Genomic DNA, 16,537 nt, shown 5'->3' on the forward strand with positions numbered 1-16,537 from the left:
GCGAATTGGCACGCTTCAGTGATATTTGCACATGTTTGCCCCTGGACTTGTCTCTCGTGTGTTCGGGACTTTCTCCGCGCCTGTTCGGACGGGACAGGTCGTGCGCCTCCGGGGCGGGCCGTCACGCCTCCGGCGGCGGTCCCTCGATCGGGCGGCCGAGTACGCCGGGCCTGCGCTGCCACGGATGCGGCCCGGCGGGTGGCCGGTATGCGACGCCCAGAGCGTCGAGTCGCCGGTAGTGCACGGCCATACGGCGCTCGAAGTCGTCGAAGTCCCGTTCCGCGGGTGCGGGCAGCGCGCTCCAGGCGACCTCGGCGAAGGCCGCGAGCCGGGGAAACACCTGGTAGTCGACGCGCCCCTGGTCCTCCATCACCTCCGTCCACACGTTGGCCTGGGTGCCCAGCACATGGCGCGCCTCGGCCGCGGTCAGCTGCGGCGGAACCGGGTCGAAGCGGTACACGTCCTCCAGCGTGCGGACGTAGCCGATGGGGACCGGCTCGTCCGCGCCCGGGTCCTGCCGGTGGTCCAGGTACACCTGCTGTTCCGGGCACATCACGACGTCGTGCCCGGCCCGCGCCGCCTCGATGCCGCCCCGGTAGCCGCGCCACGACGACACCGCCGCGCCGGGTGCGAGGCCGCCCTCCAGGATCTCGTCCCAGCCGATGAGCCGGCGCCCTCGCGCGGTGAGCCAGGTGTCGAAGTGGCCGGTGAACCACGCCTGGAGGGCGTTCTCGTCGGGCAGGGAGAGTTCCCGCATGCGGGCCTGCGCGGCGGCCGAGCGGCGCCACTGGTCCTTGAGGCATTCGTCGCCGCCGACGTGGATGAACTCCGACGGGAACAGTTCCAGGACTTCCTCGAAGACACCTTCGTAGAACCGCAGGGTGTGGTCGGTCGGCGCGAGCACGTTGGGGCAGATGCCCCAGGTGTCCCAGACGGTGAGGGCGGCGGTGTCGACGACGTCGGTGTTGCCGAGTTCGGGGTACGCGGCGATGGCGGCCTGCGAGTGTCCGGGTACGTCGATTTCGGGGACCACGGTGATGTGCCGCTCGGCCGCGTACGCGACGATCTCGCGGATGTCGTCCCGCGTGTAGTAACCGCCGTGCGGCTTGTCCTCCCACCGGGGGGACGCCCGGTGGCCGAATTTCGTGCGAGCCCGCCAGGAACCGGTCCCGGTCAGCCCCGGATACCGCCGGATCTCGATACGCCAGCCCTGATCGTCCGTCAGATGCAGGTGCAGGACGTTGAGTTTGTGCGCGGCCATCAGGTCCAGGTAGCGCAGCACGCCGTCCTTGGGCATGAAGTGCCGGGCCACGTCGAGCATCAGCCCGCGCCAGCCGAACCGGGGTGCGTCCCGCACGTCCGTCAGGGGCAGGCGCCACGTACGGCCCGGCAGCGGGGCGCGGCGGAAGGCGTCGGGGCCGAGCAGTTGCCGGAGCGTCTGGGCGCCCCAGAACAGCCCGGCGGGGCCGCCGCCCACGAGGTCGACGCCGTCCGGCGAGACGGTGAGCCGGTAACTCTCCTCGCGGGCGTCCGCGGTGCCCGCCGCGCCTTCCGTGGCTCCCGCCGCCCACGTCGCCGACGGGTCGACGCGCAGGCGGATGGTGCCGGTCCGCTCCGTACCGGCCGTGTCCCCGGGGGGCAGGGGCAGGCCGGTGGCCGCCGTGAGGGTGGCCCGCAGCCAGCGCTCGGTGCGCTCGGTTCCCGGCCCGGCGGCCAGCCCGGTGCGGGGGCCGAGTTCGAGGAAACGCGGCCCGGCGTCCGTCGCGGCGCGGGGCCCGGGGATCAGGGGGAGCCGGGGGGCCACGGGGTTCAGGGGGGTCATGTCCATCACGTCAGTCCTTCACTGCTCCGCCGAGTCCCGACACCAGCCGCCGCTGTACGAGGACGAAGAAGACCAGCACCGGAATCGTCATCACCGTCGATGCCGCCATCACCCCGCCCCAGTCCGGCTCGTCGGGTTTGTAGAACACCAGCAGCGCCATCGGAAGCGTCGACTGGGAGGTGTCGCTGATGATGAACGACTTGGCGAACAGGAAGTCGTTCCAGGTGGAGATGAACGAGAACACGCTGGTCGCCACGAGCCCCGGGAAGACGAGGGGGAAAAGGATCTGCCAGAGGAATCGGGAGCGGCTCGCGCCGTCGATGCGGGCGGCTTCTTCCAGGGCCTCCGGTACGGCTTTGACAAAGCCCCGCAGCATCCAGATCGCGAACGGCAGCGAGAACGCGATGTGCGGCAGGATCAGCGAGCCCAGCGTGTTCAACTGGCCGAAGTCCCGCATGAGGAAGAACAACGGGATCGTGAGCGCCTCCACCGGCACCATCTGCGCCACCAGGAACATGATCAGCAAAGTGGTCCGGAAGCGGAACCGGAATCGCGTCACGGCGGTCGCGGCGAGAAAGGCGATCAGCGCCGAAACGATCACCACGGTGCCCGCGACGACAAGGCTGTTGACGAAGTACCGGCCGAATTCCTGCTGTCCGAAGACCCGTCGGAAGGAATCCAGCGAAGGCGCCAGGGTCCACGGCCGCGGCTCGGACGACTCGATCTCGCCGGCCGGTTTGAACGCGCCGAGCACCATCCAGTAGAGGGGGAAGGCGACCGCGGACGCCACGAGCAGCGCCGCCGCCTCGGCCGCGAGCCGGCCCGGCCTGCGGACCCGTCCGCGCACGCCGTTCACCGGTCTTCCGGAGGTGTGTTTCACGAGGCTCACAGTTCCTCCCCCCGGCGGCGCAGCAGCCGCAGGTACACGAGCGTCACGGCGAGCAGGATCAGCAGCATCACGACACCGATCGCGGAGCCGAGGCTGTACTGCGAGGACGCGAACGCCTTCTGGTACGCGTACACGTTCAGCACCAGGTTCTGGCCGGCGATGCCGCCGCCGCCCGTCATGACGTAGATCTGGGTGAAGACCTTGAAGTCCCAGATCACCGACTGGATGGTGACGATCATCAGGATCGGGCGGAGCATCGGCGCGAGCACCGAGCGCCAGACACGCCACTGCGAGGCGCCGTCCAGCTCCGCGGCCTCCAGCACCTCGTCCGGCACGGTGCGGATCCCGGCGTACACGGTGATCATGACGAACGGGAAGGAGCACCAGACCACTTCGAGCAGGACGAGGGCGAAGGCGCTGAACCGGCCGTACGTCCAGGAGTGGTCGCCGAGGCCGAGAACCCTGTTGACCGGCCCGAAATCCGGGTCGAAGAGGAACAGCCACACCGTGGACCCGGTGACCGCCGGGGTGGCCCACGCGCCCAGTGCCGCCGTCATCAGCGCGAGCCGCGGCAGTGCGCGCACGCGCGTGAGGAGCACGGCGAGCGCGCAGCCCACCGTGAGCGTGGCGGCCACACATGTGGCGGCGAACAGCACGGTCGCCAGCAGCACCTGCCGGAACTGCCCGTCCCGGACCAACTCGGCGTAGTTCCCGAACCCCTTGAACGTGGTCGGCTCCCCGCCACTGACCTGAGCCTGGGTGTACTCCAGGAACGAGATCAGGCCGAGTTGGTAGACGGGATAGACGAGCAGCCCGGCGAGGACGACGAGGGCGGGGGCGAGATACAGCCAGGGCGTGGCGGAGCCCGCCCGGGTGCGCGGGGCCGTGCCGCTCGGGCGGCTGCCGGCGCGGGGGCGCGACCGGTCACGACGCGCCCTCTGCTGCCACCGGTCCGCGTCTGCCGGGCTCTTCCTCGTCATCCGGCGGAGCCGAACGCGTCGTTCATCTTCCGCGCCGCGTCCGCGGACGCTCCCGCCACGTCCTTCTTGCCGCTGACGATCTCCTGGAACATGGTCGGCAGGACCAGTGACGAGTCGATCTGCGCCCAGGCGGGCGAGGCGGGCACGAACCTGGTGCCGGCGGCGAGCGTCCGGACGAACGGCTTCACGAAGGGCTCCTTCTTCGCCACGTCCTGCCGTACGTCGGTGAAGGTGGGCAGGTAGCCCATCGCGCCGAAGAGTTCTTCCTGCGCCTTCTTGGCGGCGAGCCGCTTCATCAGGTCGACGGCGAGAGTGCGGTGCGAGGTGCTTTTCAGGACACCGATGTTGTTGCCGCCAGCGAACGCCGGAGCGATCTCGCCCGCTTCGACACCGGGCAGCGGCACGACCGCGTACGAGCCCTTCACCTTCCCCGCCTCGACGGCCTGGTGGCTGAAGTCACCGCCGATCGCCATGCCCGCCTTGCCGGAGGCGAACGCGGTGACGGTGTCGTTGCCGCCCATGCCCGCGCACGTGGCGGCGGGGCAGTTGTCGTCGCCGAACAGGGACGTGTACGCCGCGATGCCCTTGCGGGCGGCGGGGCTGTCGACCGCCGCGGCGTACGAACCGCCCTTGCCGGTGGCCAGTTCGCCGCCGTTCGCCCACACGAAGGGCAGCGCCCCGTAGGTGTAGGCCCCGCCGACCGCGAGGCCGTACATGCCGGGCCGGGCGGCGCGGATCTTCCTGGCCGTGGCGATCAGTTCGTCCTGCGTCTTCGGGACGTCGAGGCCGAGTTCCCGGAACACGTCGGTGCGGTAGTAGAGGGCGCGCACGCCGACGAAGTAGGGGACGCCGTAGACCTTGCCGTCGACGGTGACCGACCGGCGGGCGGTCGGGTCGGTGTCGTCGGCCTCGTCCCAGGCCGAGAAGTCGGCGGTGACGTCGGCGAGCCCGCCGTCCTTCACATATCCGGCGGTGTCGGTGTTGCCGTACTCGACGACGTCGGGGGCGCTCTTCGGGTCGTTGAAGGCGGCCTTGATGCGCTGGGCGCGGGTCTCGACGGGGATGTACTCGACGCTGACCTCGGTGTCCTCGTGCGCCTTCTCGAAGCCGGCGAGGACGCGGTCGACGACCTCTTCCTTGGGTTTGTTGTTGACCTCCTGGAAGAGCCAGACGCGCAGGGTGCCGGTCCTCTCGTCCTCGCCGGAGCCGGAGGTGCCGGAGGTTGCCGGGGCGCAGGCGGTGGCCAGGAGGGCCGCGACGGCGGCGGCCCCGGCGAAACGGACGGACAGCTTCATGCGGTGTTCCTCCGGTAGGCGTTGCAACATACGCAATGCAGGTTTCGCGGTGCACAACACGTCGGAGGCTAAGGACTGTCCGAACCGGGCCACAAGAGGGCCGCAAGAGGTCTCCACCACTCTGTGACCGGCCCACGCCCACCGAGCGGCGCCCGGACAGCACAAAGGCCCCCAGGGCGCGCAAAACGCACCCGGGGGCCCCGCTGGTCGCGTCGGCTACTTGTCGCCGCCGCCCTTGCCCTTGTCGTCGCCACCGGCGCCCATGGACTCGTAGATCTCCTTGCACATGGGGCACACCGGGTACTTCTTCGGGTCCCGGCCCGGCACCCACACCTTGCCGCACAGCGCCACGACGGGGGTGCCGTCGAGCGCGCTCGCCATGATCTTGTCCTTCTGGACGTAGTGGGCGAAGCGCTCGTGGTCACCGTCACCGTGCGAGGTCTGCGGCGTCGGCTCGACGAGGGTCCCCGTACCAGTCCCGCGCTCGGGCTCAAGAGTGCTCATGCCAGCAAGGGTACTGAAGCTCACGGACATCAGTTCAGCGAAGGGTCGTCCGGATACGTCGCCACCAAGGCGAGATCGCCGCGCTGGCGGCGCAGCACCTGGCGCCACAGCCGCTCCGGCGCGGGCGAGGAGACGTCGCCGGGCTCGGACTCGACGACGTACCAGGCGCCCTCCGCCAGCTCGTCCTCCAGCTGGCCCGGGCCCCAGCCGGCGTACCCGGCGAAGATCCGCAGCGAACCGAGGACGGAGGCCAGCAGCTCGGGCGGGGCCTCCAGGTCGATCAGGCCGATCGCGCCGTGCACCCGGCGCCAGCCCAGCGGGCCGCGCTCCCCCGACGCGTCGCCGGGGACGACGGCGACCCCGAGCGCGGAGTCCAGGGACACCGGGCCGCCCTGGAAGACGACGCCGGGCTCGCCGGTCAGGCCGGCCCAGTCCTCCAGGATGTCGACCACGTCGACCGGGGTGGGGCGGTTGAGGACCACGCCGAGCGAGCCCTCCTCGTCGTGGTCGAGAAGGAGCACCACCGCGCGCTCGAAGTTCGGGTCCGACAGGGCGGGCGTTGCCACGAGCAGCCGCCCTGTGAGCGAGGACACCTCGGTCATGGCAGACATGATCCCGCATCTCCCGGTCCCGTGGGGAGACGGCGGGGGCCGCCAGAGGGTACGCAGCTCAGGGCGCACGGGAGCATTCCATGCGCACGCGCGCGACAGTGACGGCGCGTGCCCGCGAAGGAACGTTTTCGTGTCAGCGGGTGGCTCGGTCCGGACCCTGTTGTCCACAGGCTTACTGGAGGGAGGTGTGGGCCCATTAGTCTGTCTGTCCGGCCCCTGTCCGACTTCCACGGAACGCGAGATTCATGACCGTCAACGACGATGTCCTGCTTGTCCACGGCGGCACCCCGCTGGAGGGCGAGATCCGGGTCCGCGGTGCGAAGAACCTCGTACCGAAGGCCATGGTCGCCGCTCTCCTCGGCAGTGCGCCGAGCCGGCTGCGCAACGTTCCGGACATCCGTGACGTGCGCGTCGTACGCGGTCTGCTGCAACTGCACGGCGTGTCCGTCCGGCCGGGCGACGAACCCGGCGAGCTGGTCCTCGACCCGACGCACGTCGAAAGCGCCAACGTCGCTGACATCGATGCCCACGCCGGTTCCAGCCGCATCCCGATCCTGTTCTGCGGCCCCCTGCTGCACCGTCTCGGCCACGCCTTCATCCCGGGCCTGGGCGGCTGCGACATCGGCGGCCGGCCCATCGACTTCCACTTCGACGTGCTGCGGCAGTTCGGCGCGACGATCGAGAAGCGCGCGGACGGCCAGTACCTGGAGGCCCCGCAGCGGCTGCGCGGCACGAAGATCCGGCTGCCCTACCCGTCCGTCGGCACGACCGAGCAGGTCCTGCTGACGGCCGTCCTCGCCGAGGGCGTCACCGAGCTCTCGAACGCGGCGGTCGAGCCGGAGATCGAGGACCTCATCTGCGTCCTGCAGAAGATGGGCGCCATCATCGCGATGGACACCGACCGCACCATCCGCATCACCGGTGTGGACAAGCTCGACGGCTACGCCCACCGCGCCCTGCCGGACCGCCTCGAGGCCGCCTCCTGGGCGTCCGCGGCGCTCGCCACCGAGGGCAACATCTACGTCCACGGCGCGCAGCAGCGTTCGATGATGACGTTCCTGAACACCTACCGGAAGGTGGGCGGCGCCTTCGAGATCGACGACGAGGGCATCCGCTTCTGGCACCCCGGCGGGCAGCTGAAGTCGATCGCGCTGGAGACGGACGTCCACCCGGGCTTCCAGACCGACTGGCAGCAGCCGCTGGTCGTGGCGCTCACGCAGGCCACGGGCCTGTCGATCATCCACGAGACGGTGTACGAGTCCCGGCTGGGCTTCACGTCCGCGCTGAACCAGATGGGTGCCCACATCCAGCTCTACCGCGAGTGCCTCGGCGGCTCGCACTGCCGCTTCGGCCAGCGGAACTTCCTCCACTCGGCCGTGGTGTCGGGGCCGACCCGCCTGCAGGGCTCCGACCTGGTCATCCCGGACCTGCGCGGCGGTTTCTCGTACCTGATCGCCGCCCTCGCGGCCCAGGGCACGTCCCGCGTCCACGGCATCGACCTGATCAACCGCGGCTACGAGAACTTCATGGAGAAGCTGGTGCAACTGGGGGCGAAGGTGGAGCTGCCGGGCAAGGCGCTCGGCTGATCCCCGCGGACCTCCGGCAGGCGAATGGGGCGGTCACCCGGACTCGGGTGACCGCCCCATCGGCGTGTGGCGCGGCGCCCCCGAAGGGGCGCGGGGAACCGCGCTCGACCGGCCGGAACGGGCCGGCAGCCGTCGGTGGCTGCGGTCCCGCACGGCCTACGGCGCCCTACTTGCCCTTGGCCGCTTCCTTGAGCTTGGAGCCCGCGGAGACCTTCACGCTGTATCCGGCCGGGATCTGGATGGGCTCACCGGTCTGCGGGTTGCGCGCGGTGCGAGCGGCACGGTGGGTGCGCTCGAAGGTCAGGAAGCCGGGGATGGTGACCTTCTCGTCGCCCTTGGAGACGACGTCGCCGACGACCTCGGCGAACGCGGCCAGCACGGCGTCGGCGTCCTTGCGGGTCACCTCGGCGCGGTCGGCCAGCGCGGCCACCAGCTCACTGCGGTTCATGTTGTTACTCCCGTGTTCTTCTTGCCGTTGCGGCGTGCCACGCGGCCAAGCCGCATGTTGGGCCAGCGAAGCCGATGCTGCCAGGGTCCTCGGTGAGTCCCCGGACCCGGGTCCGTCGTCAGACCCTCGCGCCCAGGGACGCATCCTGCCTCCACCAGCAGGGGGAAAGCCAATCCGGCACCCGCGGGTGCCGCGAGAACGTCCCCGGGCACCATGAAACGGGGGTGGAGGCCCCGAACATGGCCGCCACCCTAGAGGGCAGCCGGGGCCTCCGCGTTCCACGACGCGCCGGTACGAAACACCGCCGTGGCGATCCTCACAGTCGTGGCGAGGGGTTCCTACGACCCCGACGCAGCCGCTCCGACCGCCTTCGCGGCGTCGCGCACCGCGCCGGCGACCGCGCCCGCGACCTTGTCGTTGAAGACGCTGGGCACGATGTAGTTCGGGTTCAGCTCGTCCTCGGTCACCACGTCGGCGAGGGCCTTGGCGGCGGCCAGCATCATGTCCGTATTGACGGTACGCGACTGCGCGTCGAGCAAACCGCGGAACACACCCGGGAAGACCAGCACGTTGTTGATCTGGTTCGGGAAGTCCGAGCGGCCGGTGGCCACGACCGCCGCGCTCTGTCGGGCGACGGCCGGGTCGACCTCCGGGTCAGGGTTCGCGAGTGCGAACACGATCCCGCCGTCGGCCATCGCGGCCACGTCGTCGCCGTCGATGACGTTCGGGGCGGAGACGCCGATGAAGACGTCGGCGCCGCGCACGGCCTCCTTGAGGGTGCCGGTCAGGCCCTCGGGGTTGGTGTTGTCGGCGATCCAGCGCAGCGGCGAGTCCGCGGCGGCGTCCACCAGGTCCGTGCGCCCGGCGTGCACCACGCCGTGGATGTCGGCGACCACGGCGTTCTTCAGGCCGGCGGCGAGCAGCAGCTTGAGGATGGCCGTACCGGCCGCGCCGGCGCCGGACATCACGACGCGGACGTTCTCGATGCCCTTGCCGACGACGCGCAGCGCGTTGGTGAGCGCGGCGAGGACGACGATCGCGGTGCCGTGCTGGTCGTCGTGGAAGACGGGGATGTCGAGGGCCTCGCGCAGCCGGGCCTCGATCTCGAAGCAGCGCGGCGCGGAGATGTCCTCCAGGTTGATGCCGGCGAAGCCCGGGGCGATGGCCTTGACGATCTGGACGATCGCGTCGGTGTCCTGGGTGTCGAGGCAGATCGGCCAGGCGTCGATGCCGGCGAACCGCTTGAACAGGGCGGCCTTGCCCTCCATGACGGGCAGCGCGGCCTTCGGGCCGATGTTGCCGAGGCCCAGCACGGCGGAGCCGTCCGTCACGACGGCGACGGAGTTGCGCTTGATGGTGAGGCGGCGGGCGTCCTCGGGGTTCTCGGCGATGGCCATGCAGACCCGGGCCACACCCGGCGTGTAGACCATGGACAGGTCGTCGCGGTTGCGGATGGGGTGCTTCGACGCCATCTCGATCTTGCCGCCGAGGTGCATGAGGAACGTACGGTCCGAGACCTTGCCCAGCGTGACGCCCTCGATGCCGCGCAGCTTTTCCACGATCTCGTCGGCGTGGGAGGTCGAGCTGGCCGCGATGGTGACGTCGATGCGGAGCTTCTCGTGGCCGGACGCGGTGACGTCGAGGCCGGTCACCGAGCCTCCGGAGGACTCCACGGCGGTGGTGAGCTGCGAGACGGCCGTTCCGCTGGCGGGCACCTCCAGCCGGATGGTCATCGAGTAGGAGACGCTGGGCGCCGTTGCCATGGCGGACTTCCTCTGCTTTCACCGTGTCGCGAAGTTGTGCTGTCCGATGGTCGCACCTACCACCGAGTACGTGGTAACCGCTCCGGATTGCGTTTGTTTTGTTCACAGCGGCGCGGCGACGGCGGCCATGCGAGAGGCCCACGTCACGTGGTGACGTGGGCCTCTCGTACGTTCATGACACCGACCCGCCATGCTCGCCTCGCGGCAAGTGGTCGCTCGAAGCGACGAAGGTTGGGCCCGGGGGCTTGGATCGAGCCGGTGCCACACCCAGGCTAACAAACCCTCGCGGTAAGGCCATTCCCGCGCCGCGACTTCCTTGCGCTTCCTTTCCGCGCCACCCGGCCGGGCCCAGGGAGCGGGCCCCTCGCGGACCCCGGAAGCGGGCGCCTCGCGGACCCCGGGAGCGGGCCCCGGGTCCCCGGCCCGTCACTCCCTCATCAGGTCCGGCACCCCGGCCGCGTCGGGCTCGTCGCGCTCCGCCGACACCACCGTGAGCTGCTGGGTGGCACGGGTCAGCGCGACGTACAGGACGCGCAGACCGGCCGGGGACTCGTCGGCGATCTCGGCCGGGGAGACGACGGCCGTCGCGTCGTACTCCAGGCCCTTGGCCTCCAGGCTGCCGAGCGCGACGACGCGGTCGCCGAGTCCGGCGAGCCAGCGCCGGGCCTCCTCGCGCCGGTTCATCGCGACGACCACGCCGACCGTCCCGTCGACCCGGTCCAGCAGTCGCCGCGCCTCCTGCCGGACGGTGTCCGCGAGGGAGTCCCGTACGACGGCGAAGCGCGGCTCGACGCCCGTGGAGCGCACCGCCGCCGGGGACTGGGCGCCCGGCATGGCCAGGGCCAGCACCCGGGCGGCGAGCTGGGCGATCTCCGCGGGGTTGCGGTAGTTCACCGTGAGGGTGAAGCGGCGCCGGGGACGGGTGCCGAGGGCCTCGTCGCGGGCCCGGGCCGCCTCCTCCGGGTCGGACCAGGAGGACTGGGCGGGGTCGCCGACGACCGTCCAGGTGGCGTGCCGTCCGCGGCGGCCGACCATGCGCCACTGCATGGGGGTGAGGTCCTGGGCCTCGTCCACGATGACGTGCGCGTACTCGGTGCGCTCCTGGGCCAGCCGCTCGGCGCGCTCGCGCTGCGTCTCCTCGCGCACCGGCATCAGCTCCTCCAGGCCGGTGAGCTGGTCCAGCGGGTCGAGCTCGCGCTTGCGGCGGGGGCGGGCCGGGGTGCCGAGGATCGCCTGGAGCTCGTCGAGCAGGGCGACGTCGTGCACCGAGAGGGCGTCCCGCTTCAGGGAGCGGGCGACCTTGCGGACCTCACCCGGGTTGAGGACGCGCCGGGACCAGCGGCCCAGTCGCCGCTCGTCGGCCATCGCCGCGAGCACCGTCCTCGGGGTCAGCTCCGGCCACCAGGCGTCGAGGAAGGCGAGGAAGGCGTCCTCGGAGGTGACGTCCTCGTCGAAGGAGGAACGCAGTTCGGCGGCCAGCTCCGGGTCGGTGTGCCGGGCCCCGGCGCCGGAGCGCTCCCACAGGGCGTCGAGCAGCAGCTTGCGGGCGCGCGGGCGCAGCAGGTTGACGGGGGCCGTGCCCCCCAGGGCGATCTGCCGGATGCGGTCCAGTTCCGGCGCCTCCAGCTCCAGGCGGCGGCCGAAGGCGACCACCCGCAGCCGGTCCGGCGAGGTGTTCGCCTCCAGGGCGCCGCGCGCCGCCTTCCGCAGCACCTTGAGCATGCGGGACGAGCCCTTGGCGCGGGCCACGGCCGGGGAGTCGTACACCGTCGCCTCGGCGCCGGCGATGTCCGTGGCGAGCGAGCCGATCGCGCGGATGGCGACCTGCCCCTCCTCACCGAGGGAGGGGAGCACGCCCTCGGTGTACGCCACGAGCAGCGGGGTGGGCGAGACGATGAGGATGCCGCCCGCGTACCGGCGCCGGTCCTGGTAGAGGAGGTAGGCGGCGCGGTGCAGGGCGACGGCGGTCTTGCCGGTGCCGGGGCCGCCCTCGACGTACGTCACGGACGCGGCGGGGGCGCGGATCACCAGGTCCTGCTCGGCCTGGATGGACGCGACGATGTCCCGCATGGTGTGGCCGCGGGCCTGGCCGAGCGCGGCCATCAGGGCGCCGTCGCCGACGACGGGCAGCTCCCGGCCGTCGAGGTACGCGGTCAGTTCGGGGCGCATCAGGTCGTCCTCGACGCCGAGCACGCGCCGCCCCTTGGAGCGGATGACGCGGCGGCGGACGACCCGGCCGGGGTCGACCGGCGTCGACCGGTAGAAGGGCGCGGCGGCGGGCGCCCGCCAGTCGATGACCAGCGGGGCGTAGTCCTGGTCGAGGACGCCGATGCGGCCGATGTGCAGGGTTTCGGCGATGTCGGCGGTGTCGTCGTCGCGGACGGCGCCGTCGGCCGGCTCCACGGCGGTGTACGCGCCGTCGGGTCCCTTCTTGCCGTCCTTGCCGGGCAGCAGGTCGATACGCCCGAAGAGGAAGTCCTCGAACTCGTTGTTGAGGCGGTTCAGGTGTACGCCCGCGCGGAACACCTGGGCGTCCCGCTCGGCGAGCGCGCCGGGCGTGCCGACGTGGCCGCGCTGGGCGGCGTCGTGCATGAGGAACTCCGCCTCGTGGATCTTCTCCTCCAGTCGGCGGTACACCCGGTCGAGGTGTTCCTGTTCGACCTCGATCTCCCGGTCCCGGACCGAGTCGACCGCGGAATCCCGCTGAGCCTGAACCGCGGATTCCCGCTGAGCCTGAACCGCGGTTTCCTGTTGAGCCTGAGCGGCCACCGGGCCCCCTTCTGACGTGCTGGGCAGCCGTCAACCGTACGCGAAAGGGGGCCCCGCCGGAAAGCGAGGGGACACTTGGGGCGGCCCGCCGGCCCGACCGGGGCGCGTCCGGCCCCGATCTGTCAGGCGTCCACCTCGACGAGACGCTCGCCGTCGAACGTCATGACCTCGAAGCGGTCGATCTGGTGGGGTTCGAAGGCGGCGCCGCCGTGCACGTACAGCGGCTGCCTGGCCTGGTCGGTCTTGGCGCTCGGGACGCCGTAGCCCCAGCCCGGGACGGACCACGAGGTAACGGTCTCGCGTTCGCCGTTCTTGCCGACGGCGACGAGCGAGCACCTCTGCGGGCCCGTCACGTTCTTCAGCCGCAGGACCGCGTGGGTGCCCCAGGCCTTCTCCTCCATGGCGACCGTCGCGGTGACCCTGGTGGCCGGGTCGGTCGCCGTGATCTTCTCGCCCATCTCGTCGAACGCCGCCTGCGCGGGGCTCACGTCCGCCCGGAGCGGCCGGTTGCCGTCGTCTCCGCCGCCGGTCGTCGCCACGGCGGCGAACGGGCCGCCGACGATCAGTGCCGCCGCCGCGCCCACCAGGTAGAGGTTGCGGCGCCGCTTGGACGCGCGGCGCTGGGCGACCTCGTCCACGAGCGCGTCCACCAGGCGCGGGCTCGGCCTGGCCGACAGCGACTCCGCGACCGCGGGCGTGCCGGCACCGGGCAGATCCGCGAGCGCGGCCATCATGGGCTCCATGCCGGCGAGTTCGTCGAGCTGCTGGGCACACCACTCGCAGGCCGCCAGATGCGCCTCGAAGGCGGTGGCCTCGGCGTCGTCCAGGAGGCCGAGGGCGTAGGCGCCGACCGTCTCGTGTTCGTCCGGCGCCGGAGATCCCTGCATGGGGCCAGACATACCCGCACCGCCTGCTTCGTAGCCCCCGTGACCACTCATCACGCCGTCACCCCCCGCTCCTCCAGTGCCAGCTTCATCGAACGCAGGGCGTAGAACACCCGTGAGCGGACGGTGCCGCTGGGTATGCCCAGCGTCTCGGCCGCCTCATTGACGGTACGCCCCCTGAAATAGGTCTCGACCAGCACTTCGCGGTGGGCCGGGGTCAGGTCGTCGAGGGCGTCGGAGAGGGTCATCAGCCACAGCGCCTTGTCGATCTCGTCCTCCGCGGGGATGACCTCCAGAGGCGACGGATCGACCTCCTGAGGCCGGGCCTGCCGGCTGCGGTGGCCGTCGATGACGATGCGCCGGGCGACCGTCACCAGCCAGGGGCGTACCGATCCGGTCGCCCGATGGAGCCGGCCGGCGTTCTTCCAGGCACGGATGAGCGTCTCCTGCACGACGTCCTCGGCGCGCTGGCGGTCGCCGGCGACGAGGCGCAGCACGTAGGCGAGCAGGGGTCCGGCGTGCTCGCGGTAGAGGGCGCGCATCAGGTCCTCGTCGGGTTCCGACGAGGCTTGGGGCATGCGATGCCGGGCCCTCGGTCCGCGTTCCCTGGCCACGACGGAATCCTTGCGCACGCCCACCTCCGATGTCCGGGGCTTCCCCCGACCGGTTGCTCAAGCACCGGTACGCAGCGGGGGCTTGGAGTGTTCAACGCGGGCGGGCGGTTTCCCCTCGGAGGGGCGACGGGCGGGGCATCGGGTGGGACATGACAGCAGATGTCCCACCCCCGCTCGAACGTTTCCCGGGACTCGGGTCCGGGTCAGGCTCGTGCGGGGCCGGCTCGGCGGCGGTGGCGGGCGACGCGTTCACGGTTGCCGCACGTCGCGCTGGAGCACCAGCGGCGCCTGCGGCCGTGGGAGGTGTCGAGGTAGACGATCGGGCAGTCGTCGCCCGCGCACTCGCGCAGGCCCGCCCGCGCGGCCGGGTCGGTGAGCAGTTCCACGGCGTCCCGGGCGATCGCCCCGAGCAGCGCGGCGCGGGCGGGCGGCCCGTCCAGCTCCCGCGTCAGCGCCCCTTCCGCGTCGGCCACCGCACGCGGGGCCGGGGGCGCGGTGCGGGCCAGGTCGTTGACCCGGGCGAGGGCGGGGGCGAGGTCGTACGGACGTGGCCCCGGGGTGAGCCGGGCACGCACCAACCGGTCGACGTGGCCGCGCAGTTCACGGAACGCCGGCAGCCAGGCGGGGCCGGCGTGTGCCAGGGGTGTGCCGGGCGGGACGAGGCCGGATCCGGCGATCCAGGCGCGCAGCACCTCGACCGAGTCGAGCCGTTCGACGGGATGGATGGTGGTGAGGAGGTCCAGGCAGATCCGCCCGGCGTCGAACCGCAGCGTGTGGGGTGCCGTGGCCGTACCCGTTGCCATGCGCCTGTCACCGCCTGGGGTCCCCGCGCGGGGACCGTCGGATGCGAGGGGAGGAGGACGGAGGTGGGAGCGGAAGGGTGCGGGACGGAAGGTACGGGGCCGGGCCGAGGGCGGCGGGACCACTCCCTCCCCGCCGCTCCCTTCCCTACAGTGCCTGCCCGCTGCCGCGCCCGGAAACCCCCCGGACAGCGATCCACGGGGTCTGCGCCCGTCGGCGTACGTCCGCCCCGGCGCGTCCGCTGCCCCGTGGCCTCACCCGTCGGCGTACCTCGCGTCCGCCGCCGGGTCCAGGGCGAGGCGGTAGCCGCGCTTGACGACGGTCTGGATCAGCTTCGGAGCGCCCAGGGCGGTACGGAGTCTGGCCATCGCCGTCTCCACGGCGTGCTCGTCGCGTCCGGTGCCGGGCAGGGCGCGCAGCAGGTCGGCGCGGGCCACGACCCGGCCGGGCCGCCGGGCCAGCGCGCGCAGCAGGGACATCCCGGCGGGCGGTACGGGCCTGAGCTCCCCGTCGACCAGCACGGCGTGTCCGCGGATCTCCACCCGGTGCCCGGCGACCGGCAACGACCCTGCCCGGCGGGGCAGTTCCCGGCACAGCAACTGGACGAGCGGGCCGAGCCGGAAGCGTTCGGGCTGCACGGTGCCGACGCCGCGGGCCTGCAACGGCACCGCCGTCACCGGTCCGACGCAGGCCGGCAGCACGTCGTGGCGCAAGGCCTCCAGCAGCCCGGGCAGCAGACCTCGCTGCTCGGCGCGGGACAGCAGCGACGCCGCGGCGGGCGCGCTGGTGAAGGTGACGGCGTCGACGCCGCGCGAGACGGCGGCGTCCAGGAGGCGGTCGAGGGGCCCGGGGTCCTCCGGCGGCATCCACCGGTACACCGGGACCCCGAGGACCTCTGCCCCGCCGGCCCGCAGCGCCTCCACGAACCCGGGCAGCGGTTCCCCGTGCAGTTGTACGGCGATCCGGCGGCCCTCGACGCCCTCCTCCAGGAGCCGGTCCAGCACCTCCGCCATCGACTCGGACGACGGCGACCACTCCTCCGTCAGTCCGGCGGCCCGGATCGCGCCCTTGACCTTGGGCCCGCGGGCCAGGAGGCGCACCCCGCGCAGCCGGGTCAGCAGGGCCTCGCCGAGGCCCCAGCCGTCGGCGGCCTCCACCCAGCCGCGGAAACCGATCGCGGTCGTCGCGACGACGATGTCCGGCGCCCGGCCGATGATCTCCCGCGTCGCCGCGAGCAGTTCGCTGTCGTCGGCGAGCTGCACGATCCGCAGGGCGGGGGCGTGCACGACGGCGGCACCGCGCCGCCGGAGGAGTGTCCCCAGTTCGTCGGCCCGGCGGGCGGCGGTCACTCCTACGGTGAAGCCGGCCAGGGGGCCGTGGCCGGGGCCGTCGGCATGGCCGGGGTGCTGCTGTCGGTCGTCCATGGTTCTCGTCCCGCTCTGGTGGTGCGCGCTCACGGGCCGGAAGCGTTCGCCTCGGGCGTTCACGTCCACGTGCTGGTCGAGCCTGTCAACGGCTCATGACGGGCCCGGTTCGGGCGTGTGTCACCAGTGTTACGTCACTTCTCCACC

Annotated in this window: 14 protein-coding genes; 1 reads left to right on the forward strand and 13 read right to left on the reverse strand. The window is 72.0% G+C overall.

From position 1 onward, the window contains the following. Positions 1-121 precede the first annotated feature (121 nt). From ABZ354_RS06585 to ABZ354_RS06610, 6 genes are all read right to left on the reverse strand, one after another. A complete protein-coding gene (locus ABZ354_RS06585; protein WP_358653610.1) occupies positions 122-1,828 on the reverse strand; it encodes a beta-N-acetylhexosaminidase in 1,707 nt (568 codons plus the stop codon). A gap of 4 nt (positions 1,829-1,832) precedes the next feature. After that, on the reverse strand, positions 1,833-2,678 hold the full coding sequence (locus ABZ354_RS06590; protein ID WP_358653612.1) for a carbohydrate ABC transporter permease: 846 nt from the start codon (positions 2,676-2,678) through the stop codon (positions 1,833-1,835). 29 nt (positions 2,679-2,707) lie between these two features. Further along, positions 2,708-3,691 carry a sugar ABC transporter permease gene (locus ABZ354_RS06595; RefSeq protein ID WP_358653614.1) on the reverse strand — a complete coding sequence of 328 codons (984 nt, stop codon included), beginning with the start codon at positions 3,689-3,691 and terminating at the stop codon, positions 2,708-2,710. Then, the gene (locus ABZ354_RS06600; protein ID WP_358653616.1) at positions 3,688-4,986 is read right to left on the reverse strand and encodes an extracellular solute-binding protein; all 1,299 of its coding nucleotides are present in this window, start codon (positions 4,984-4,986) and stop codon (positions 3,688-3,690) included. The genes ABZ354_RS06595 and ABZ354_RS06600 overlap by 4 nt, the downstream gene beginning before the upstream one ends. A gap of 216 nt (positions 4,987-5,202) precedes the next feature. Then, positions 5,203-5,490 carry a DUF3039 domain-containing protein gene (locus tag ABZ354_RS06605; protein WP_358653618.1) on the reverse strand — a complete coding sequence of 96 codons (288 nt, stop codon included), beginning with the start codon at positions 5,488-5,490 and terminating at the stop codon, positions 5,203-5,205. 29 nt (positions 5,491-5,519) lie between these two features. Then, positions 5,520-6,092 carry a YqgE/AlgH family protein gene (locus ABZ354_RS06610; protein WP_358653756.1) on the reverse strand — a complete coding sequence of 191 codons (573 nt, stop codon included), beginning with the start codon at positions 6,090-6,092 and terminating at the stop codon, positions 5,520-5,522. A gap of 254 nt (positions 6,093-6,346) precedes the next feature. On the opposite strand from ABZ354_RS06610, the gene murA reads away from it, so the two are divergent. Further along, positions 6,347-7,687 (forward strand): UDP-N-acetylglucosamine 1-carboxyvinyltransferase, encoded by a 1,341-nt coding sequence (murA, locus tag ABZ354_RS06615; protein WP_358653620.1) that lies wholly within the window; start codon positions 6,347-6,349, stop codon positions 7,685-7,687. Between the two features lie 166 nt (positions 7,688-7,853). On the opposite strand, the gene ABZ354_RS06620 is transcribed toward murA, so the two are convergent. The 7 genes from ABZ354_RS06620 to ABZ354_RS06650 all read right to left on the reverse strand — a co-directional run bounded on the left by ABZ354_RS06620 (position 7,854) and on the right by ABZ354_RS06650 (position 16,390). Continuing rightward, positions 7,854-8,135, reverse strand: a complete 282-nt coding sequence (locus ABZ354_RS06620; RefSeq protein WP_358653622.1) for an HU family DNA-binding protein — start codon at positions 8,133-8,135, stop codon at positions 7,854-7,856. A 338-nt stretch (positions 8,136-8,473) separates the two neighbouring features. Next, a complete protein-coding gene (locus tag ABZ354_RS06625) occupies positions 8,474-9,898 on the reverse strand; it encodes an NAD-dependent malic enzyme (protein WP_358653624.1) in 1,425 nt (474 codons plus the stop codon). A gap of 426 nt (positions 9,899-10,324) precedes the next feature. Next, positions 10,325-12,667 carry a UvrD-helicase domain-containing protein gene (locus tag ABZ354_RS06630; RefSeq protein ID WP_358653626.1) on the reverse strand — a complete coding sequence of 781 codons (2,343 nt, stop codon included), beginning with the start codon at positions 12,665-12,667 and terminating at the stop codon, positions 10,325-10,327. 122 nt (positions 12,668-12,789) lie between these two features. After that, the gene (locus ABZ354_RS06635) at positions 12,790-13,554 is read right to left on the reverse strand and encodes a zf-HC2 domain-containing protein (RefSeq protein ID WP_358653628.1); all 765 of its coding nucleotides are present in this window, start codon (positions 13,552-13,554) and stop codon (positions 12,790-12,792) included. A 50-nt stretch (positions 13,555-13,604) separates the two neighbouring features. Further along, the gene (locus ABZ354_RS06640) at positions 13,605-14,189 is read right to left on the reverse strand and encodes a sigma-70 family RNA polymerase sigma factor (protein ID WP_358653630.1); all 585 of its coding nucleotides are present in this window, start codon (positions 14,187-14,189) and stop codon (positions 13,605-13,607) included. Positions 14,190-14,368: 179 nt separating this feature from the next. Further along, positions 14,369-14,968, reverse strand: a complete 600-nt coding sequence (locus tag ABZ354_RS06645) for an ABATE domain-containing protein (RefSeq protein ID WP_358653632.1) — start codon at positions 14,966-14,968, stop codon at positions 14,369-14,371. Positions 14,969-15,220: 252 nt separating this feature from the next. Beyond that, a complete protein-coding gene (locus tag ABZ354_RS06650; protein ID WP_358653634.1) occupies positions 15,221-16,390 on the reverse strand; it encodes a uroporphyrinogen-III synthase in 1,170 nt (389 codons plus the stop codon). Positions 16,391-16,537: the final 147 nt, after the last annotated feature.

Origin of the sequence: Streptomyces sp. NPDC005925 (genome assembly GCF_040638805.1) — a bacterium.
GTDB lineage: Bacteria > Actinomycetota > Actinomycetes > Streptomycetales > Streptomycetaceae > Streptomyces.